This is a genomic window from Mycolicibacterium sp. XJ879 (assembly GCF_053483935.1).
In genome coordinates this window covers 184,923-204,866 of the sequence record NZ_JBEFTH010000009.1, presented here as the reverse complement: position 1 = coordinate 204,866, position 19,944 = coordinate 184,923, and the positions used below count along the sequence as shown (strand labels likewise).

Here is a 19,944-nt window from a genome sequence, read left to right as displayed (position 1 = left end):
GTGACCGCGCAGTAAGTCCACGGCTAAAAGCCGCGTACTCGTAGTGCGGACACTCAGGAACCCACCGAAGTGGGGATTCCCTCTGGGATCCGCCGCGCTCTTCGGGCCAGGCCCGTGTCGCAGCGACGAATCAACAAGTTACGTGAGGGAATACGTGGAGTCAAATGGCCTGATAGGGCGTGTCTTTCGCTCGTCACCTACCGTGCGCATCGTCGATGCGTCGACTCACGCATCAAGCCCAACGACAACGGCGCGGAACTTATTCCCGCGCAGAGCCCGACACCTCATCCAACGCGTTCGATGCCGGCGAAATTCCGCTTGCCCCGACGCAGCACCAACCATCGGCCGTGCAGGAAGTCCGACGGCTGCGGCGCCCAGTTCTCGCTGTCGATGCGGGCGTTGTTGACGTAGGCGCCGCCCTCGGCGACGGTGCGCCGCGCCGCGCCCTTGCTCGGCGCCAGGCCGCTGGCCACCAATAGGTCGGTGATGGTGTCGGACCCGCCCGGCTCCAACGCCGCGACCGACGCTTCTCGTAACGCCCCCGCGAGCGTCGGCTCGTCCAGGTCCGCCAGATCCGCGCGGCCGAACAGCGCCTGGCTGGCGAGCTCGACCGAGCGGGTGGCCGCTTCGCCGTGCACCAACGTGGTGAGTTCGCGCGCCAACCGACGCTGCGCGGCCCGTTCGTGCGGACGTTCGGCCGTTATCTGCTCCATCTCGGCCAGATCTTCGGATGTCAGGAAGGTGAACCAGCGCAGATAGCGGACTACGTCGGCGTCGGCGGTGTTGATGAAGTACTGGTACCAGGCGTATGGGCTTGTCATCGCCGGGTCCAACCACAGGCTGCCGCCGCCGGTCGACTTGCCGAATTTCTTGCCCTCGGAGTCGGTGACCAACGGCGTCGTCAACGCGTGCACCGTCGCACCGTCCTTCTGGCGGACCAACCGCACCCCGGCGATGATGTTGCCCCACTGGTCGGACCCGCCGATCTGCAGCGCGCATCCGTACCGGTGATGCAGCTCGACGTAGTCGTTGGCCTGCAGCAGCATGTAGCTGAATTCGGTGTAGGAGATGCCTTCACCGTCCAGGCGGCGCCGGACCGTGTCGCGGTCGAGCATGACGTTGACCGAGAAGTGCTTGCCGATGTCGCGCAGGAACTCGATCGCCGACAGGGGCTCCGTCCACGACAGGTTGTTCTCCACCACCGCACCGCTCGCCGAATCGTCGAACTCGACGAACCGCTCGAGTTGGCCGCGGATGCGTTCGGCCCACTCGGCGACCGTGGTTGCGGTGTGCAACGTGCGTTCACCGGTGTCGCGGGGGTCACCAATCATGCCGGTGGCGCCGCCGGCCAACACGATCGGCCGATGACCCGCCTGCTGAAAGCGCCGCAGCGTCAACAACGGAATGAGATGTCCTGCGTGCAGGCTCGGCGCGGTCGGGTCGAACCCCGAATAGACGGTGATGGGCCCTTTGGCCAGCTCCGCCGCCAGCGCCTCACGATCGGTCGATTGGGCAACCAGCCCCCGCCACTCGAGCTCGTCGAGAATGGACGTACCCGCAGAAGTCACAGCTTCGATCTTCTCGTACTAATCGCTTAGGCCGGGAGCCGGTGCCCGCGGGCTGCGCCGATACAGCGATACCTCTGGCCGACCCGCCAGCCAAAGACGCCACGGCCGGTCGGCGGCTTTGCTCACTCCGACCCGCGGCCCTTCGGCTACAGGATGCTCTTCACCGAACTGCAACTGGACAGAGCTGTTCGGGTCGAACAGGTCAAGCCCGTTGTCGTCCAGGATGATTCCCATCGCCGAACACAGGTTGCCGGGTCCGCGGGCCAACGCGGCGGGCCGCACCGACTCGCCGCGCCGGATCTGCGCCACCTCGAGACCGGACTCGATCGCGGCCGCCCGCAGTAGCACCGCGCCCGCCACACCGTCGGTGGCGCACGCCACGTTGGCGCACACATGGACGCCATGACTGCGATAGGTGTAGAGCCGCCCGGCGGGTCCGAACATCACCCAGTTGCGTGGACCCGGCCCGCGAAACGAATGCGCAGCGGGGTCCGGCCACGGGCCGTCGGCGGGGCCACCATAAGCCTCGACCTCCACGATCATCGCGCTGGTTTCCCGTGCGATCAGCGTCGCCCCGAGTAACCGGCGAGCCGCGGTGAGCGGATCGGTGGACAACAGCTCGGCGCTCATCCGAGGGATTCTCCCTGCCACCCTTGACACCGCCCCGGGTGGGGAGGATATTCACCACATGATGACTTCATTGTCTGATGAATTCCCGATCCCGCGCACCGCCGAACCGGCCATCGACATCCGCGGGCTGCGAGTCATCCGCGGCAAGCGCGTCGCCCTCGACGACATCACGGTCGCCATCCCCCGTGGCACGATCACCGGCCTGCTGGGACCGTCGGGCTGCGGTAAGACCACCTTGATGCGCTGCGTCGTCGGCACCCAGATCATCGCGGGCGGAACGGTCAGGGTGCTCGGCCGTCCAGCCGGCTCGGCCGAACTGCGCCACCACGTCGGCTACGTCACGCAGCACGCCACGATCTACGACGACCTGCGCGTTATCGACAACGCTCACTACTTCGCCTCGCTGTACGGCACCGATTCGGAGGCGGCCGACGAAGCCGTCGCAGCAGTTGGCCTTGACGATTATCGAACCGCCTTGTGCGCCAACCTGTCCGGTGGTCAGCGCGCCCGGGCATCGCTGGCCTGCGCGCTGGTCTCGCGCCCCGATCTGCTCGTACTCGACGAACCCACTGTCGGGCTTGACCCGGTCCTGCGGGCCGACCTCTGGGAGCAGTTCCGCCAGCTCGCGGATCGCGGCACGACGCTGCTGGTGTCGAGCCACGTGATGGACGAGGCCGACCACTGCGGCGACCTGCTGCTGATGCGCGACGGGCGCTTCCTGGCGCACACCACACCGACCAAGCTACGAGAGGACACGGGATGTCAGTCACTGGAGCAAGCGTTTCTGTCCGTCATCACGCACAGCACCGCAGCCGCGAGCCCCGCGGCCGGCTGAACCCGCAGGCCTACCTGGCCACCACCACGCGGATTCTGCGGCAGCTGGCCGGCGATCACCGCAGCGTCGCGATGATCCTGCTGGTGCCGATCGTGATCATCACGCTGATGTACTTCATGTTCGAAAACGTCCCGACCGCACCGGGCGCGACGTCGGGCTTCAACAACGCCTGCCTGATCCTGCTCGGCCTGTTCCCCCTGTTCGTGATGTTCGTGATCACCTCGATCACCATGCAGCGCGAACGCGCCTCGGGAACGCTGGAACGCATCCTCACCACGCCGCTGCGCCGGCTGGACCTGCTCGGCGCGTACGGCACCGCGTTCTCGATCGCTGCGGCCATCCAGGCCAGCCTGGCCTGCGCCGTCGCCTTCTGGCTGCTCGGCTTCGAAACCGCAGGCAGCCCGGCCTGGGTGTTCGTGATCGCGATCGTCAACGCCATCCTCGGCGTCGGGCTCGGCCTGCTCTGTAGCGCGTTCGCGCGCACCGAATTCCAGGCCGTGCAGTTCATCCCGTTGGTGATGGTGCCGCAGCTGCTGCTTGCCGGCATCATCGTGCCACGGGGCACAATGCCGGAGTGGCTGCAATGGATCAGCAACGTGATGCCCGCCAGCTATGCGCTGGAGGCCCTGCGGGAGGTCGGCGTGCACCCGGAACTGAGCGGTGTCGCGCTGCGCGACATCGTCATCGTCAGCGGCTGCGCGGTCGTGGCACTGTGCCTGGCGGCGGCGACCCTGCGACGACGGACGCCCTGAGTTGACCAGCGATGAACCGCTTGCGCGAAGAACAGAAAGCACAGACGCCGAGCGCAAGCGTCCCGGCCGGCCACCCGGCCCGTCGGACACCCGGGAACGGATCCTCAGGTGCGCCCGAGACCTGTTCGCCCGCAACGGCTTCGACAACACACCCATCCGCGCGATCGCCACCGAAGCCAAGGTGGACCCCGCGCTCGTACACCATTATTTCGGCACCAAAACCCAACTCTTCGGCGCTGCTATCCAGACCCCGATCGATCCGATGGAGGTGATCGGCCCGCTTCGCCAGGTGCCCGTCGAACAGATTGGGCGCATACTGCCGTCACTCGTTCTGCCGCTGTGGGATTCGGAGGCGGGCAAGGGGTTTATCGCCACGTTGCGCTCCACGCTGGCCGGTGGTGATGTCAGCCTGTTCCGGTCGTTTCTGCAGGAAGTCATCGTGGCGGAGGTCGGTTCACGCGTTGACAACCCGCCCGGCAGCGGCCGGATCCGTGTGCAGTTCGTGGCCAGCCAGCTGGTGGGCGTGGTGATGGCCCGCTACATCCTCGAGTTGGAGCCGTTCAAGTCGTTGCCGGTGGAGCAGATCGTCGACACCGTCGCGCCCACCCTGCAGCGCTACCTCACCGGCGAGCTACCCGGCCTCGCCTGAGGCCCGGTCCAGCATGCGTTGGTGTCCGGCGTCGTCGTCGATGGCGACGGCCTCGTCGATCAGCAGCACCGGGATGCCATCGTCGATGCGGTACGCGCGCCGAAGCCGCGGGTTGTACAGAAACTCGTCCCCCACCAACAGCAGTGACCCGCGGTCCTGGGGGCAGACCAGGATATCGAGCAGCCTTTCGTCGAGTGCCACGACGCTAACCGACCGGCATGGTCGTGCCGGGAATGACGGGCACCGGACCAGCCACGGGCCCCTGTTGCGAGGCGGTCAGGGCAGCCTGGGCTTGCAGCTTGCGCTGGTAGGCGATTGTGTTCTTCAGCGCCTCCACCAGCGGTGTCTGGTTTGGCCGGTATTCGAGCGCATCGGCGAGCGCCTGGGCGTTCAAATTGGACGGGCGGAAACCTTGCCTGCGCAGCTTCACCGCGTCGTCGATGAGCTTGGACACCTGCCCGCCGCCGTCACCCTGCGCGTACTCGGTATAGATCTGCATGAGCACCCGATCGGCTGACACCTTCTCCGGTTCCGGTTCCCCGCGACTGCAGTCGTCCCCGGTACATGAGCGCGGCGCACCTTCGGCCGCCGCTGTCGGCGTCTCGGTGGCGGTCGGTTCGGTCGTCGGCTCAGTCGGCTGGGCACCCGCTGTCGCCGCAGCCGACAACATGCCCGCGACCATCGCGCCGGCGGCCATCGGCGTGACCACGAGGCGACGCCAGAGGTCGCGGTTGGAACCGGCCTGCGATGTCATCAAACCTCCAGTGCGGTGCCGCGATTGCCCGACCCGGCGACGGGTGCCGCCAAGCGGGAGCCTAACAGCGCACCTGCAGTCCGGCACTTCCGTCGCTACTGCCCACCGGCGATCTCCGCGCGCACCGCGACGGTCAATCGCTTGTACCGATGGGTATCGAAATCCAGGTACCAGGCGTTACGCGCCGCTTTGGGGACGCCTTGTTCGCGCAACGGGCTGACCAGGGGCCGGTACGACGCCGACAGCGTCATCTTGTTGACCACGTGCACGATGTCGGGCGGATTTCCAAGCACCAGATCCGAGAGCGCCTCGGACAGATCCGCCGACGGGATACTGCCGCCGGGACGCAGTTGCAGCGCCGTGACGGCCAACTGTCCCCCGTCGACCGGCACACCGTAGGTCACCGCAAGGTCCACCGCGCCGAGCCGGCTGACGGCGTCGTTGACCACCGAGGAGTAGACGATGCCGCGCGCGGTGTCGATGAGGGCGCCGCGGTTGTCGACCTGCCAGTAGTCGCCGTCCTCGTCGCGGCGGAACAAGAACTCCGTCGAAACCCACGTGTCGGCGGGCGCGAAGACGCCTCGCTTGATCGACGCCGTCGGGTCGATCGGGCCGCGAGGACGGGCGAGCAGCACACCGACCTCGTCGGTTTCGGCTCTGCGCACGAAGCCGCGCTCGTCTTCGAGGATCAGGTTGTCCTCGGCGTCATACGCCGCCAACTCGATGTCGCCGCCACCGGGCAGCGGCCTGCCCTTGCTGCCGATCTTGGCGCCGGAGACGTTGGCCAGCACCGCCTGTCCGTCTGTGGTGGCGAAGAACTCCACGACCCGCGCTGGCGCGAACACGTCGACGACACGCTCCCACAGCCCGGTCGGCATACCCGAGCCGATGAACAACCGCACGGGATGGCTGCCCGTCAGGGAGAAGGCCGGGTCGTCGATGACGTCGCGCAGCATCGCCCACGTGTAGGTCACCACGGTCACGCCGTACTGGCGGATCTCCTGGACGAAGCGGTCGGGGCGCAGACCCCGCGACAGCGCGATGCGCGATCCGCCGACAACGGCCCCACCGAGTGCGACCAGCAGCCCGGACTGGTGGTGCAGCGGGGTCAGACAGTAGACGGTGTCGCCGCGGCTGAGGTTCGCGGCCGAGGCGGTGCCGAACGCCGACAGCGCCCACCGGTAGTTGGTGATCTGGCGGGCGATCAGTTCCCCGTCGGTCGCGCTGAAGCCGATGAACGCAAGGTCGCGGGCCAGCCCGGGGTTCGGCCGGTACCAGCCGGGCAGGTCGACCGCGTCGGGATCGATCTTCTCCATGTCGATGACATCGGCGTCGCCGGGCACGTTCAGGTCCCGCGCCTCGCCACCGCCGAGCACCAGCACCCGCATGTTCAGTTGCCGGGCGGCGTCCAGGCTGCTCGGGTCGGCGATGATCTCCGACACCGCGCCCAACCGGGCTGCGGTGCGCAGGTCTGCGTCGGGCGGCATCAGCACCGCGACCGCGCCCAGCCGCGACAGTGCAGCGATCGCGACCAGGGCGCTGGGGCGGGTCTCCATCAGCACCCCGACCCGCGCGCCTTGACGCACTCCGACGTCGATCAGACCGCGCACCACGTTGTTGATGCGGCGATCCACCGCCTCGTAGGTGTGTACCCGGCCGTCGAACAGCAGGGCTTCCCCGTTGGGCAGGTTACGGGCCTGCTCGGACATGATCCGGCCGAAGGAGATTCGGGTGTGGTCGTTGATCTGGCCGAGTCGGGCCAGCCGGGGCAGTGTGCGCGCGGTTTCGATGGCCAGCGTGCGAGCGGACTTGTTGGCCGCGACGAGCGCGTCGGCGGCCGTCTGCGCCATCCCGAAGATCATTTCGGTGGCTGCCGCGGTGCTGTGCGCCACCCGGGAGCTGAGCGAAACCCCACTGGAGGGCGTCTCCGGCTGCAGCGCCATCGGCGCCACATCGTCGGGCAACTCACCGGTGCCCTCGAGCCACCTGACCCACTGTGCGACGGTCGGCCATGTCTGGCTGGCTGCTTTGGATCCCACTACCAGGCCGAAATGCCCTGCCCGGATGAGGAATTCGTAGACATCAGCTTTCGGGGCGGCGCGTTTGATGCCGCGCACGGATGCGGGTTGGCCGATGTCGTCGACCTCGCCGACGACAGCAAGCACCGGGCAGTCGATGTCGGAGAGCGTGACCAGGTCACCGTGGATGGAGAAGCCGCCGCTCATCATCCGGTTGTGCGCGATGAACTGTTTGAGCAGTTCGGCGATCGCGGGCCCCGACCAGGCGATCCAGCCTTCGGAAGCCAGGAAGCGGCGCTGTTGTTCGCGGGGCAGTAACGCTTCGCGGTCGTGCAGCTGGCGCAAGAAGTCCAGCCGCGACTGCGCGGTCTTGAGGGGGTCGAGCATCTGAAAGCCGGTGCGCGCCAGCCAGCCCGGGATGTCGATGCGGCTGAACACATGGTCGGCCATGAAGTCCGCGGCCGCCGGGGCCAGGCTCGGCGGCAGGTTCATCGGAAGAGCGGCAAGGGTGTCGACCGGTGAGCCGAACGCGATGATGCTCGCAAGGTCCTTGGACCGGCGGTAGGCCGCGGTCTGGTAGGCGAACATGCCGCCCTGGGAGTAGCCGGCCAGATGGATGTCGCGGCCGGTGACCTCCTTGACGGTGTCGATGGCCTCGCTGAGCGCGACGATGTGGTCGGCCAGGTTGCGGTCCATGCCGCCTTCGACCTTGTCCGGGGAGCCGAAGTCGATCACCCACGGGTCCAGGCCCGCCCGGTGCAGGATGCCGACGGCACCGTCGTCGCGGGTGACGTCCCACATGTCGGCCGACATCATCATCGGGTGCACCATCAGCACCGGCGCTCCTGGCGGCTTTGCTCCGGGCCGGGCGTCCGGCGGAAAATAGCGTCGCAGCCGGTACATCGGGACGCTCTGGATGATCTGGAATGGCGACGGCACCGACCCCGTCTCCAAACCGCCGTAGCGCAGCACTTCCAGGCCGTTTTGCGCGGTGGCCACCAGCCGGCCGACCGGCTTGGTTATCGCGGACAGGTCCACCACGCCCCACTCCCCTTCAGCTGCTCGCTAGCCCCGTTGCCCCGATAATCGCCGTGGTCATCATGGCATGGGGTCGACATATCATCGCGGCTGATGCCGAATCTGATCAACGTCGAGCGCGCCACCGTCAGCTACGGCACCCGCACCCTGCTCGACGGGGTCAGCCTGGGCATCGACGAAGGCGACGCGATCGGCGTCGTCGGCCGCAACGGCGACGGCAAGACCACGTTGCTGCAGGTGCTGACGTCGGCGCGGCCGCCCGACTCGGGGCGCGTCACGCACACGTCGGGCCTCTCGGTGGGTTATCTGCGCCAGGCCGACGACTTCATCGGGACCACCGTCCGCGACGTCGTCCTGGGCGAGCGCAGCGACGGGATGGCGGAGGTCGGCGGGCGCCCCGACCACGTCTGGGCGGCCGATCCGCACACCCGCGACGTCGTCACCCACCTGTTGTCCGGCGTCCCGCTGGACAGCGAGGTCGCGCGGCTGTCCGGCGGCGAGCGGCGCCGCGTCGCGCTGGCCGAGGTGTTGATCGCCGGGCACGACGTGCTGGTGCTCGACGAGCCGACCAACCACCTCGACGTGGAGGTGATCGAGTGGCTGGCCCGACATCTCAATGCGCGCCGCGCCCAGGCGCTGGTGGTGGTCAGCCACGACCGGTGGTTTCTCGACGCGGTGTGCACCAGAACCTGGGAGGTGCACGACGGCGTCGTCGATGGCTACGACGGTGGCTACGCCGCCTACGTGCTGGCCCGTGCCGAGCGGATGCGCCTGGCGGCCGGGGTGGAGGCGCGGCGGCAGAACCTGATGCGCAAGGAACTGGCCTGGCTGCGGCGTGGCCCGCCGGCGCGGACGTCGAAGCCCAAGTTCCGCGTCCAGGCGGCCAACGAGTTGATCGCCAACGAGCCGCCGCCGCGCGATTCGCTTGTGCTGCAACGCTTCGCCACCACCCGGCTGGGCAAGGACGTTTTCGACCTGCACCGGGTGCGGCTCGAGGTCGGCCCGCACGTGATTCTGGACCGGGTCGACTGGTCCATCGGACCGGGCGCACGCATCGGGCTGGTCGGCGTCAACGGCACCGGCAAGACGTCGGTATTGCGTCTGCTGGCCGGCTATTTGGAGCCGACCGCGGGCACCATCAAGCGCGGCGCGACGCTGCAGATCGGCTATCTGAGCCAGGCGCTGGCCGAGGTGAACGACGGCGAGCGGGTGCTCGACGCGGTCGAAAACCGCCGCCGGGTCGCCGAATTGGCCGGCGGTCGAGAAATCAGCGCCGACACGTTGCTGCGCGACTTCGGGTTCACCGGCGACAAGCTCACCGCGCGGGTCGGCGAGCTGTCCGGCGGGGAAAGACGCCGGCTGCAGTTCCTGCGGCTCCTGCTCGACGAGCCGAACGTGCTGCTGCTCGACGAGCCGACCAACGATCTCGACATCGACACGCTGACCGTCATCGAGGACTACCTCGACGGCTGGCCCGGCACGTTGATCGTCGTCACCCACGACCGGTACTTCCTCGAACGCGTCAGCGACGTCACCTACGCGTTGACCGGCGGGGGCCGGTGCGATCTGTTGCCAGGCGGCATCGAGCAGTACCTGGCCGACCGGGCCGCCGCGCCGAACGCCTCAGCAGGACGTGCGGAGCCGGCGCGCGGTGAGTCCGAGGCAGCGCGCCAACGCCGGACGGGCAAGGAGATGGCCCGCATCGAGGGTCAGCTGGAGAAACTCGAGGCCCGCATCGAACGACTGCACCTGGCCATGGCCGAGGCCGCCGCCGACCATGTGCAGCTCGGCGAACTCAACGCCGAACTGCAGGAGCTGTTGAAGCGGAAACATTCGCTGGAAGAGGCCTGGCTGGCCGCTGCCGACGAGTGACCCCGCCACGTAGGGTGGCGCCATGAACAGCAGATCGATAGGCGCCACGGTCCTCGCGGGAGCTGTTCTGCTCCTGCCGGCATGCGGTTCCTCCGACGAGGCCCAGTCCACGGTGACCGTCACCGAACCGGCCCCGGCCGTCACAACGTCGCCCAGCGCTCCGACCGCCGAACAGCAGGCACCCCAGACCGGGGTGGCCGCCCCCGCTCGACCGGCGCGCGATCAATGCGTGCGCATCGATCCCGCCCCCGACGGGCGCTACCAGGTGTTCGACGCGGGCTCGGCCGTCGTCACCTTCGCCGACGGCCGGCTGACCCTGGGCACGGTCACCCCGGCGGACGGCTGGACGCACCGCGTCGACGACCAGGAACCCGAAGAGGTCGAGATCGCGTTCCGGCGAGGCCCTGAGGAACTCGACCTCGAGGTCGAAGTCGACGACGGCCGGCTCGAGGTCAGTATCTGCAACGACGACGACTAGTTACTAGTCGTCGAACACGCGCGACAGAAACGCGAGCTGGTCGGCAAGGACCTGCTCGCGGACGTCGTCGCGGTAGAACTCGAAGTGCGGGCAGGGGTAGGTCCGCAGCACACCGCGCGTTAGCGCGTCGGCAAGTTGGGCGACCAGCGCCAGCGGAACCTCCTTGTCGCGTTCCGCGGCGCACACCAACACCGGGACGCGCACCTCAGGCGCCGCGTCGGCCGGCCGATAGCGCATCAACCCGAACAACGCCCGCGGTGCCACCTCGTTGCGCCAGGTGTCGCTGGCCATGCCGGCGACGGTCTGCTGCGCCGCTGCGCTGGACATCGCGGCCAGTTCCCCGTGACCGGCGACCGCCTTGATGTAGGCCGGTGACAAACCCAGCATGCCGCGCGCCGCATCGACCGTCATGGCCCAGAGCAGGCGCAGGGTCGCCGCCGTCGAGCGGCCCTCCACCTTTCGTGCCGTGCCGTTGAAGGGGATCTGCGCGATCACCGCCGCGATACGCGGATCGCGCGACGCAGCCACCACCACGTGAGCGCCGCCCAGCGAGGTGCCCCAGAGCACGATCCGGTCGGCGTCGACGCCCGGGACGCCGCGGGCATGGTTGATCGCGGCGCGGATGTCGTCGAGCTGGCCGTCGATGTCGACCAATTGCCTTGGTGCGCCAGTGCTTTCGCCGAAGTTGCGGTAGTCGAAGGTCAGCACGCGATAGCCGGCCGCGGCGAAGCCTTTGGCGTTCTCTGTGAAAGCGGGGGTATCCTGGGTTCCGCCGAACCCCTGGCACATCACGACGCAGGATCGCTCGTCGGCGTGATCACCGTAGAGGTAACCGATGCAGGTTTCGCCGCCGGACTCGAAGGTGATCCGCTCGGTCATCTCTGCAAGCGTAGTCGCAGCCGCTCGGTGGTTTCCGCCACGACGTCGAGCTGTTTGGCCACCTGGCTCGGTGCGGTTCCGCCGCGGGCGTCGCGTGAGTTCACCGAGCCGTCGATGGTGAGTACCTCGCGGACCTGCGGCGTCAGCGCCGGATGGATGGCGGCGAGCTCGTGGTCGCCGAGGTCTTCCAGACCGACCTCGCGCGTCTCCGCCGCCCGCACCGCAGCCCCGGCGGCTTCATGTGCCACCCGGAACGGAACGCCCTTGCGTACAAGCCATTCCGCGACATCGGTGGCCAATGTGTAGCCGAGCGGGGCGAGTTCGGCCATCCGGTCGGTGTTGAAAGTTAGGGTGGCCACCAGCCCGGCCATCGCGGGCAACAGCAGCTCCAGCTGTGCCACCGAGTCGATGACCGGCTCCTTGTCCTCCTGCAGATCCCGGTTGTAGGCCAGCGGTTGGGCTTTCAGCGTAGCGAGCAGACCGGTGAGGTTGCCGATCAGCCGGCCCGATTTGCCCCGCGCCAACTCGGCGATGTCGGGGTTCTTCTTCTGCGGCATGATCGAGCTGCCAGTGGACCAGCCGTCGTGCAGCGTGACATAGCCGAATTCGGTGGTGCTCCAGAGGATGATGTCCTCGGCGAGGCGCGACAGGTCGACGGCGATCATGGCGAGCACGAACGCCGCCTCCGCGGCGAAGTCGCGTGAGGCGGTCGCGTCGATCGAGTTGTCGGCGGCCGCATCGAAGCCGAGTTCGGCCGCGACGGCGTCGGGGTCCAGGCCAAGCGACGAACCCGCCAGGGCCCCGGATCCGTACGGGGACACCGCGGTTCGTTTGTCGAAATCGGCGAGCCGGTCGACGTCGCGCAGCAGCGGATGCGCGTGGGCGAGCAGGTGGTGGGCCAGCAGGACGGGTTGAGCCGACTGCAGGTGAGTCTTCCCGGGCATGATCGCACTCGGATGGGCCGCGGCCTGGGCGGCCAGCGCGTCGACGACGGCGAGCGCACCGTCGGCGACGCGCCGCACGGCGTCGCGCAGCCACATCCGAAACAGCGTCGCCACCTGGTCGTTTCGCGATCGGCCCGCCCGCAGCCGGCCTCCCAGTTCGGGACCGATGCGGTCGATCAGGCCGCGCTCCAGCGCACCGTGCACGTCCTCGTCGGTGGGCAGCGGCCCGAAGCCGCCGTCGGCGACGTCGGAGGCCAGCTGGTCCAAGCCGGCGAGCAGCCCGTCGCGCTGCTCGCCGGTCAGCAGGCCGGCGGAAAACAGCACCTGCGCGTGGGCTTTGGAGGCCTGGATGTCGTACGGGGCCAGCACCCAGTCGAAATGTGTGGACTTGCTCAGCGCGGCCAGCGCGTCCGAGGGGCCGTCGGTGAACCGGCCGCCCCACAGCGAGCCCTCGTTGGTGCTCATCGGCCTCCCGTCACCGCGTCCAGATGGACGTCTTGGCGGTTTCTAATCGCAATTTCCCGCCGAGATGTCCCTTTGAGCGTCATAGGTCCAGGTCCCGGCGGGCGGCGATGCTCGACGAGAGGCCGTGGATCTGCACGAAACCGCGGGCCGCCGACTGGTCGAACGTGTCGCCCTCGTCATAGGTGGCGAGGTTGAAGTCGTACAGCGACTCGGGGCTGCGGCGGCCGTTGACCGCGATGTGCCCGCCGTGCAACACCATCCGGATCTCACCGGTGACTCGCTGCTGGGTGTGCTCGACGAACGCCTCCAGCGCGGTCTTCAGCGGCGAGAACCACAGCCCGTCGTACACCAGCTCGCCCCACTTGCGGTCGGTGCCGCGCTTGAACCGGCCGAGTTCGCGTTCCAGCGTCACGTGTTCGAGCTCGGCATGCGCGGTGATCAGCACCATCGCCCCTGGCGCCTCGTAGATCTCGCGGCTCTTGATGCCGACCAGCCGGTCCTCAACGACGTCGAGCCTGCCGACGCCCTGCTCGCCGGCGCGGCGGTTAAGTTCCTCGATGGCCTGCAGCACCGTCACCGGCCGGCCGTCGATCGACACCGGCACCCCACGCTCGAACCCCACGATCACCTCGTCGGGGGTGCTCCAGTTGACGGTCGGGTCCTCGGTGTACTCGAAGACGTCCTTGGTGGGCGCGTTCCACAAATGCTCGAGGAACCCGGTCTCCACGGCGCGCCCCCACACGTTCTGGTCGATGGAGAACGGCGACCGCTTGGTGACGTTGATCGGGATCGCGTTCTCCTCGGCGAACGCGATGGCCTTCTCCCGCGTCCACGCGTAGTCGCGCACGGGCGCGAGCACCTGCAGATCCGGTGCCAGCGAGGCGAACCCGACCTCGAACCGCACCTGGTCGTTGCCTTTTCCGGTGCAGCCGTGGGCGACGGTGCCGCCGCCGTGCTCACGCGCCGCGGCCACCAGGTGCTTGACGATCAGCGGCCGGCTCAGCGCCGACACCAGCGGATAGCGGTCCATGTAGAGCGCGTTCGACTGGATGGCGGGTAGGCAGTACTGCTCGGCGAATTCGTCTCGGGCGTCGACGACGACCGCCTCGACCGCACCACAGTCCAGCGCCCGCCGCCGGACCACCTCCATATCTTCGCCGCCCTGACCGAGATCGATCGCCACGGCGACCACCTCACGGCCGGTCTCCTTGCCGATCCAGCTGATCGCCACCGAGGTGTCCAGACCGCCGGAATACGCCAGGATGACGCGCTCGGACCCCGGTTGTGGCATACCTAATCTCCTCCTTGTTGGATGCTTTCAAGCTTCGTCGCCAGCTGCGCCCCCGTCATGGGCTCGCGCGCGACCACCAGGATGGTGTCATCCCCGGCGACGGTGCCGACCACGTACGGCAGCGCGGCGCGGTCCATCGCGCTGGCGAGGTAGTGCGCCGCACCGGGCGGCGTACGCAGGATCGCGAGGTTCGCGCTGGCGTCAGTTGACACCAGAAGTTCGACCAGCAGGCGTGAGAGTCGTTCGGTGCCACCGGAAACGCCGCGCACCGGGCTGCCGTCCTCGGGCACGACGTACACCCCGACGCCGCCGTGGGCGCCGCGCAACTTCACTGCGCCGAGTTCCTCGAGGTCGCGCGACAGCGTCGCCTGCGTCACCTCGATCCCCTCGTCGGCCAGCATCGCGGCGAGTTCGGTCTGACTGTGCACCGATTGCGACGACAGGATCGCGATGATGCGGGCCTGCCTGCCGGCCCGGGTGGCCGCCGAGGTCATCCGCGGTCCTGTTCCAGCAGCCACACCAGCAGCGCCTTCTGGGCGTGCAGCCGGTTCTCCGCCTCGGCCCACACCGCGCTCTGCGGTCCGTCGATCACCTCGTCGGTGATCTCATGGCCGCGGTGCGCCGGAAGACAGTGCAGCACAACGGCTTCGCGGTCGGCCAGCGTGAGCAGTTCGGTGTTGAGCTGGAACGGCTGAAACGGCCCGACGCGGTCCAGCCCGTCGTCCTCCTGCCCCATCGACGTCCAGGTGTCGGTGACCAGCACGTCGACGCCGTCGGCGGCGCGGCGCGCGTCGTCGGTCAGCGTCACCGTCGCGCCCGTCTGCGCCCCGCGTTTCTCGGCGGCCGCAACGAATTCCGGGTGCGGCGCGAACCCGCTGGGCGCGGCGATCGTGACGTGCACCCCGGCGGTCACCCCGCCCAGCATCAGCGAGTGGGCCATGTTGTTGGCGCCGTCACCGAAATAGGACAGCCGCAGCCCGGCCAGCGAGCCCTTGCGCTCGCCCAGGGTCTGCAGGTCGGCGAGCACCTGGCACGGGTGGAACTCATCGGAGAGCGCGTTGACCACGGGCACGGTCGCGCCCTCGGCCATCGCGGTCAGCCGCTCCTGCTCGAAGGTCCGCCACACGATCGCGTCGACGTAGCGCGACAACACCCGGCCGGTGTCCTGCAGCGTCTCGTCGCGGCCGAGCTGGGTGTTGCGCCCGTCGACCACGACGGCGTGCCCGCCGAGTTGGGCGATGCCCATCTCGAAGGAGAACCGGGTGCGGGTGGAATTCTTGTCGAAGATGACCGCCACCCCGCGGGGCCCGTCCAGCGGGCGCAGTTTCACCGGGTCCTTTTTCAGCTCGGCCGCCAAGGCGAGCACCTGCGCCTGCTCCTCGGGCATCAGGTCGTCGTCGCGCAGGAAATGCCGTGTCATGACGCGGCTTTCGCGGCGGTGTCGAGCACCGCGGGCAGCGCGCTGATGAACGCGCCGACCTGCTCGTCGGTGATGACCAGCGGCGGAGCCAGCCGCACCACATCCGGCGCGGCGGCGTTGACCAGGAACCCGGAGTCGCGGGCGGCAGCCTCGACGGCCTTGGCCGCCGCCGAGGTGAGCACCACGCCCAATAACAGGCCGCGTCCGCGCACATGGTCGACCAACGGATGCTCCAAATCCTCGACGCCCGAGGTGATGGTCTTGCCGAGCACGTCGGCGCGACCGGGCAGGTCCTCGTCGGCCAGCACCCGCAGCACCGCCACTGCGGCCGCGGTGCACACCGGGTTGCCCCCGAACGTGCTGCCGTGCAGGCCCGGGGTCATCAGGTCGGCGGTGGCGCCCACCGCGATGCACGCCCCGATCGGCAGCCCACCGCCGAGGCCCTTGGCCAGCGTCACCACGTCGGGCACGATGCCGTCGTGCTGATGGGCGAAAAACGTTCCGGTGCGGCCCATTCCGGTCTGTACCTCGTCGAGTACCAGCAACGCCCCGTGTTTAACGGTGATCTCACGGGCGGCCGCCAGGTAGCCGGCCGGCGGCACCACCACGCCGCCCTCCCCCATGATCGGCTCGAGGAACACCGCCGCAGTGTCGTGATCGACGACACGGGTCAACGCGTCGACATCGCCGAACGGCACGTGTGTCACGTCGCCGGGTAGTGGCGCGAACGGGGCCTGTTTGGACGGCTGACCGGTCAATGCCAGCGAACCCATCGTGCGGCCGTGGAAAGCGCCTTCGGCGGCAACGATTTTGGTGCGTCCGGTGAGCCGGGTGAGCTTGAACGCGACCTCGTTGGCCTCGGTGCCCGAATTGCAGAAGAACACCTTCGCCGGTCCGGCGCCCAACAGGCCCACCAGAACCTCGGCCAGCGCGACGCCGGGTTCGGTGGCGTACAGGTTCGACGTGTGGCCCAGCGTGTTGAGCTGGCGGGTGACCGCTTCGATCACCGCGGGGTGGCGGTGCCCGAGGATGTTGACCGCGATCCCGCCGAGCAGATCCACATACGATCTGCCGTCGGCGTCGGTCACCACCGCGCCGTCACCGCTGACCAACGCGAGCGGCGGAGTGCCGTAGTTGTTCATCATCACCGTCTGCCATCTGTCCAGTAGCGTCACGCTGGAATCACCTTGGTCCCGGTCCCCTCGTCGGTGAACAGTTCCACCAACACGCAGTGTTCGACGCGGCCGTCGATGACGTGCGCGCTGGGCACACCGCCCGACACGGCGCGCATGCAGGCTTCGATCTTGGGCACCATGCCCGCCTCGAGCGTCGGCATCAGTTCGGCGAGCGTGGCGACGTCGATCTGGCTGACCAGTGAATCCCGGTCGGGCCAACGGGCGTAGAGGCCTTCGATGTCGGTGAGCACGACGAGCTTTTCGGCGCCCAGCGCCTCGGCGAGCGCCGCGGCGGCGGTGTCGGCGTTGATGTTGTACACCACGCCGTCGCTGTCGGGCGCGATCGTGGACACCACCGGAATCCGGCCCGCGGTGATCAGGTCGCGCAGCGCGTCGGCGTCGACGCGCTCGACGTCACCGACCAGCCCGATGTCGGTGGCGACGCCGTTGACGGTGACGTTGCGCCGCACGGCGGTGAACAGTTGGGCGTCCTCACCGGTGAGACCGACCGCGTACGGGCCGTGCGCGTTGATGAGGTTGACGAGCTCTCGGCCGACCTGGCCGAACAACACCATCCGCACGACGTCGAGCACCTCGGGTGTGGTCACCCGGAAGCCGCCGCGGAAATCACCTTCGATACCAAGCCGATTGAGCATCGCGGTGATCTGCGGTCCGCCGCCGTGCACCACAACGGGGTAGATGCCGCAGTTGCGCAGGAAAACCATGTCGGCGGCGAACGCCGCCTTCAGCACATCGTCGGTCATGGCATTGCCGCCGTACTTGACCACGACGATCTTACCGTGGATCTGCTTGAGCCACGGCAGCGCACCTGCCAAGACCTTTGCTTTGAGCGGGGTTTCGATGCTCATGAGCTGTACGCCGAGTTCTCTTCGACGTACGCGTGCGACAGGTCGGTGGTGCGCACAGTGGCCTGCGCTGCACCGACGCCGAGGTCGACGATGACGTCGACTTCCTCACCGGACAGGTCGACGTCGCGCGCGCCGGGTAACCCGGTGATGTTCGCGCACACCGGGAAGCCGTTGAACGACACCGTGATCCGATCGGGTTGGAGGAGAAACGGCGCCATGCCGACGGCAGCGAGCACGCGGCCCCAATTCGGGTCGGAACCAAACAGCGCGGTCTTGACCAGGCTGTCGCGGGCGACGATGCGCGCGACGGTCAGCGCATCAGCCTCCGACGCCGCGCCCATCACGGTGATCCTGATGCGCTTGGTCACGCCTTCAGCGTCGGCCTGGAGTTGTTGGCACAGGTCGTCGCACACCCGCAGTACCGCGTCGTCGAGTTCGCTTTGGCTCGGGGTGATCGCGCTGGCGCCGGAGGCCAAAAGCAGCAGCGTGTCGTTGGTCGAAGCGCTGCCGTCGATGTCGAGCCGGTCAAACGTTTGGGCGGCGGCCTTGCGCAACGCCGCGTCGAGTGCGGGCGCGTCCGCGACGGCGTCGGTGGTGAGCACGCACAACATCGTCGCCAGCGACGGCGCGATCATGCCCGCGCCCTTGGCCATACCGCCGACCGTCCAGTTGGCGGGGTGATGCAGCGCCACCTGTTTGGGCACGGTGTCGGTGGTCATGATGGCCCGTGCAGCTTCTTCGCCGCCGGTGAGCCCGCCGGCCATCTCGTGGACCACCTCGGTGACTCCGGGTAACACCTTGTCCATCGGCAGCCGGTCGCCGATCAGCCCGGTGGAGCAGACGGCAACCTCGATCGCGCCGGTCTCGGTGCCCCAGTCCGACAGCGCGGCCGCGACGGCTTCGGCGGTGGCGTGGGCGTCCTGAAACCCCTGCGGTCCGGTGCAGGCGTTGGCGCCGCCGGAGTTGAGGATGACCGCCCGCAGCCGGCCGGTGGTGAGCACCTGCTGTGACCACTGCACCGGCGCGGCTTTGACCTGGTTGCTGGTGAACACCCCGGCGGCCGCGTAGTCGGGGCCCTCGTTGAACACCAACGCCAGGTCGAGGGCGCCGGATGCCTTGATGCCGGCGGCGATTCCCGTCGCACGGAAACCCGCGGGAGCGGTGACGCCCTGGGTGCGTACGAGCCGGCTCTGTGTCGAGGTGCCGGTCACGGCGCGAATCCCACGACCGAAAGCCCTTCGGTCTCCGGCCAGCCCAACGCGAGGTTCATCGACTGCACGGCTGCCCCGCCGGTGCCCTTGACCAGGTTGTCGATCGCCGCGATACCGATGAACGTCTGGGCGTCCTCGTCGATCGCGATGCCCAGCTGCGTGGCGTTGCTGCCCAGCACCGAACCGGTCTTGGGCAGTTGCCCTTCGGGCAGCAGGTGGACGAACGGCTCACCGTCGTAAGCCTTTTCGTAGGCCGCCCGGATCTGCGAAAGAGGTGCGCTGGTGCGCGCGGTGCAGGTGGCCAGGATCCCGCGCGAGGCCGGAATCAGCACCGGGGTGAACGATACGGTCACGTCCTTGTCGGTGACGCACTTGAGCCCCTGGATGATCTCGGGGGTGTGGCGGTGCTTGCCGCCGACGTTGTAGGCCCGCGCCGAGCCGATCACCTCAGAGCCCAGCAGGTCGGTTTTCGCGGCCCGGCCCGCTCCGGAGGTGCCGCTGACGGAGACGACGGTGATCGCGGGCTCGATGAGGTCCTCGGCGATCGCCGGCCACAGCGCGAGCAGCGCGGCGGTCGGATAGCAGCCCGGCACGGCGATGCGTTTGGCGCCGTGCAACCGCTCCCGCGCGCCGGGCAACTCTGGGAGCCCGTAGGGCCAGCTGCCCGCGTGCGCGCAACCGTAGAACCGCTCCCATGTGTCGGAGTCGGTGAGCCGGAAGTCGGCGCCGCAGTCCACGATCACCACATCGGGGCCGAATTGGTCGGCCAGCGCCGCGGAGTGCCCGTGCGGCAGCGCGAGAAAGACCACGTCGTGGCCGCTCAACGCGTCGGCGTCGGTGGCCTCCAGCACCCGGTTGGCCAGCGGTAACAGGTTGGGGTGGTGTTCGGCCAGCGAGGTGCCCGCGCTGGCCGCGGCGGTCAGCGCGCCGATGCGCAGCCGTCCGTCGGCGTAGGCGGGGTGCCCCAATAGGAGTCGCAGAATCTCTCCGCCGGCGTATCCGCTGGCACCGGCCACAGCCACAGAAACCATACCGGCAATTCTGCATGGTTATGCATAGGTATGCAAATTCATCATCGGCCAGCAGACACAGAAGC

19 protein-coding genes are annotated in these 19,944 nt (G+C 68.4%); 5 read left to right on the top strand and 14 right to left on the bottom strand.

The window, feature by feature from the left end; genetic code table 11:
- Window positions 1-284 precede the first annotated feature (284 nt).
- Together tyrS and ABQF13_RS19865 are read right to left on the bottom strand one after the other, a co-directional pair.
- Window positions 285-1,568, bottom strand: coding sequence for a tyrosine--tRNA ligase (gene tyrS, locus ABQF13_RS19870; protein ID WP_448394491.1), 1,284 nt, complete (start codon window positions 1,566-1,568; stop codon window positions 285-287).
- 18 nt (window positions 1,569-1,586) lie between these two features.
- A complete protein-coding gene (locus tag ABQF13_RS19865) occupies window positions 1,587-2,198 on the bottom strand; it encodes a DNA-3-methyladenine glycosylase (protein WP_448394490.1) in 612 nt (203 codons plus the stop codon).
- A gap of 58 nt (window positions 2,199-2,256) precedes the next feature.
- Between ABQF13_RS19865 and ABQF13_RS19860 the strand changes: the two genes are divergently transcribed.
- Genes ABQF13_RS19860 through ABQF13_RS19850 form a run of 3 tightly spaced genes read left to right on the top strand, consistent with a single transcriptional unit; the run spans window position 2,257 to window position 4,434 of the window.
- Window positions 2,257-3,033, top strand: a complete 777-nt coding sequence (locus ABQF13_RS19860) for an ABC transporter ATP-binding protein (RefSeq protein WP_448394489.1) — start codon at window positions 2,257-2,259, stop codon at window positions 3,031-3,033.
- Window positions 2,958-3,785 (top strand): ABC transporter permease, encoded by an 828-nt coding sequence (locus ABQF13_RS19855; protein ID WP_448394488.1) that lies wholly within the window; start codon window positions 2,958-2,960, stop codon window positions 3,783-3,785. Before ABQF13_RS19860 ends, ABQF13_RS19855 begins: the two co-directional genes overlap by 76 nt.
- A 1-nt stretch (window position 3,786) precedes the next feature.
- Window positions 3,787-4,434, top strand: a complete 648-nt coding sequence (locus tag ABQF13_RS19850) for a TetR/AcrR family transcriptional regulator (RefSeq protein WP_448394487.1) — start codon at window positions 3,787-3,789, stop codon at window positions 4,432-4,434.
- On the opposite strand, the gene ABQF13_RS19845 is transcribed toward ABQF13_RS19850, so the two are convergent.
- The 3 genes from ABQF13_RS19845 to ABQF13_RS19835 form a co-directional block, all read right to left on the bottom strand.
- Window positions 4,417-4,635 carry a Trm112 family protein gene (locus ABQF13_RS19845; RefSeq protein WP_448394486.1) on the bottom strand — a complete coding sequence of 73 codons (219 nt, stop codon included), beginning with the start codon at window positions 4,633-4,635 and terminating at the stop codon, window positions 4,417-4,419. The two genes, ABQF13_RS19850 and ABQF13_RS19845, sit on opposite strands and share 18 nt — an antisense overlap.
- Window positions 4,636-4,639: 4 nt before the next feature.
- Entirely contained in the window at window positions 4,640-5,188 is a 549-nt protein-coding gene (locus ABQF13_RS19840) for a hypothetical protein (RefSeq protein WP_448394485.1), read from the bottom strand.
- 95 nt (window positions 5,189-5,283) lie between these two features.
- Window positions 5,284-8,244 carry an acyl-CoA synthetase gene (locus tag ABQF13_RS19835; protein ID WP_448394507.1) on the bottom strand — a complete coding sequence of 987 codons (2,961 nt, stop codon included), beginning with the start codon at window positions 8,242-8,244 and terminating at the stop codon, window positions 5,284-5,286.
- Window positions 8,245-8,337: 93 nt separating this feature from the next.
- Here ABQF13_RS19835 and ABQF13_RS19830 point away from each other — a divergent pair, with 93 nt between their 5' ends.
- Window positions 8,338-10,116: an ABC-F family ATP-binding cassette domain-containing protein gene (locus ABQF13_RS19830; protein ID WP_448394484.1), complete on the top strand. Its 1,779-nt coding sequence runs from the start codon at window positions 8,338-8,340 to the stop codon at window positions 10,114-10,116.
- Between the two features lie 22 nt (window positions 10,117-10,138).
- Window positions 10,139-10,594, top strand: coding sequence for an FAD-binding oxidoreductase/lyase (locus ABQF13_RS19825; protein WP_448394483.1), 456 nt, complete (start codon window positions 10,139-10,141; stop codon window positions 10,592-10,594).
- A 3-nt stretch (window positions 10,595-10,597) separates the two neighbouring features.
- Here the strand turns inward: ABQF13_RS19825 and ABQF13_RS19820 are convergent, their stop codons facing one another.
- The 9 genes from ABQF13_RS19820 to argC all read right to left on the bottom strand — a co-directional run bounded on the left by ABQF13_RS19820 (window position 10,598) and on the right by argC (window position 19,879).
- On the bottom strand, window positions 10,598-11,473 hold the full coding sequence (locus tag ABQF13_RS19820; protein WP_448394482.1) for an alpha/beta hydrolase: 876 nt from the start codon (window positions 11,471-11,473) through the stop codon (window positions 10,598-10,600).
- Window positions 11,470-12,882, bottom strand: a complete 1,413-nt coding sequence (gene argH, locus ABQF13_RS19815; RefSeq protein WP_448394481.1) for an argininosuccinate lyase — start codon at window positions 12,880-12,882, stop codon at window positions 11,470-11,472. The genes ABQF13_RS19820 and argH overlap by 4 nt, the downstream gene beginning before the upstream one ends.
- A 79-nt stretch (window positions 12,883-12,961) precedes the next feature.
- On the bottom strand, window positions 12,962-14,173 hold the full coding sequence (locus tag ABQF13_RS19810; protein ID WP_448394480.1) for an argininosuccinate synthase: 1,212 nt from the start codon (window positions 14,171-14,173) through the stop codon (window positions 12,962-12,964).
- Window positions 14,174-14,175: 2 nt separating this feature from the next.
- Window positions 14,176-14,667, bottom strand: a complete 492-nt coding sequence (locus tag ABQF13_RS19805; RefSeq protein ID WP_448394479.1) for an arginine repressor — start codon at window positions 14,665-14,667, stop codon at window positions 14,176-14,178.
- Entirely contained in the window at window positions 14,664-15,593 is a 930-nt protein-coding gene (argF, locus tag ABQF13_RS19800; RefSeq protein ID WP_448394478.1) for an ornithine carbamoyltransferase, read from the bottom strand. Before argF ends, ABQF13_RS19805 begins: the two co-directional genes overlap by 4 nt.
- Window positions 15,590-16,768, bottom strand: a complete 1,179-nt coding sequence (locus tag ABQF13_RS19795) for an acetylornithine transaminase (RefSeq protein WP_448394477.1) — start codon at window positions 16,766-16,768, stop codon at window positions 15,590-15,592. Before ABQF13_RS19795 ends, argF begins: the two co-directional genes overlap by 4 nt.
- Entirely contained in the window at window positions 16,765-17,637 is an 873-nt protein-coding gene (gene argB, locus ABQF13_RS19790; RefSeq protein ID WP_448394476.1) for an acetylglutamate kinase, read from the bottom strand. Before argB ends, ABQF13_RS19795 begins: the two co-directional genes overlap by 4 nt.
- A complete protein-coding gene (gene argJ / locus ABQF13_RS19785) occupies window positions 17,634-18,848 on the bottom strand; it encodes a bifunctional glutamate N-acetyltransferase/amino-acid acetyltransferase ArgJ (RefSeq protein WP_448394475.1) in 1,215 nt (404 codons plus the stop codon). The genes argB and argJ overlap by 4 nt, the downstream gene beginning before the upstream one ends.
- Window positions 18,845-19,879, bottom strand: coding sequence for an N-acetyl-gamma-glutamyl-phosphate reductase (argC, locus tag ABQF13_RS19780; RefSeq protein ID WP_448394474.1), 1,035 nt, complete (start codon window positions 19,877-19,879; stop codon window positions 18,845-18,847). The genes argJ and argC overlap by 4 nt, the downstream gene beginning before the upstream one ends.
- Window positions 19,880-19,944: the final 65 nt, after the last annotated feature.

Coding starts and splice junctions, on each gene's coding strand:
- ABQF13_RS19865 (WP_448394490.1), bottom strand. CDS start 2,198: ATGAGCGCCGAGCTGTTGTCCACCGATCCGCTCACCGCGGCTCGCCGG.
- ABQF13_RS19860 (WP_448394489.1), top strand. CDS start 2,257: ATGATGACTTCATTGTCTGATGAATTCCCGATCCCGCGCACCGCCGAA.
- ABQF13_RS19855 (WP_448394488.1), top strand. CDS start 2,958: ATGTCAGTCACTGGAGCAAGCGTTTCTGTCCGTCATCACGCACAGCAC.
- ABQF13_RS19840 (WP_448394485.1), bottom strand. CDS start 5,188: ATGACATCGCAGGCCGGTTCCAACCGCGACCTCTGGCGTCGCCTCGTG.
- ABQF13_RS19830 (WP_448394484.1), top strand. CDS start 8,338: ATGCCGAATCTGATCAACGTCGAGCGCGCCACCGTCAGCTACGGCACC.
- ABQF13_RS19825 (WP_448394483.1), top strand. CDS start 10,139: ATGAACAGCAGATCGATAGGCGCCACGGTCCTCGCGGGAGCTGTTCTG.
- ABQF13_RS19820 (WP_448394482.1), bottom strand. CDS start 11,473: ATGACCGAGCGGATCACCTTCGAGTCCGGCGGCGAAACCTGCATCGGT.
- argH (WP_448394481.1), bottom strand. CDS start 12,882: ATGAGCACCAACGAGGGCTCGCTGTGGGGCGGCCGGTTCACCGACGGC.
- ABQF13_RS19810 (WP_448394480.1), bottom strand. CDS start 14,173: ATGCCACAACCGGGGTCCGAGCGCGTCATCCTGGCGTATTCCGGCGGT.
- ABQF13_RS19805 (WP_448394479.1), bottom strand. CDS start 14,667: ATGACCTCGGCGGCCACCCGGGCCGGCAGGCAGGCCCGCATCATCGCG.
- argF (WP_448394478.1), bottom strand. CDS start 15,593: ATGACACGGCATTTCCTGCGCGACGACGACCTGATGCCCGAGGAGCAG.
- argB (WP_448394476.1), bottom strand. CDS start 17,637: ATGAGCATCGAAACCCCGCTCAAAGCAAAGGTCTTGGCAGGTGCGCTG.
- argC (WP_448394474.1), bottom strand. CDS start 19,879: ATGGTTTCTGTGGCTGTGGCCGGTGCCAGCGGATACGCCGGCGGAGAG.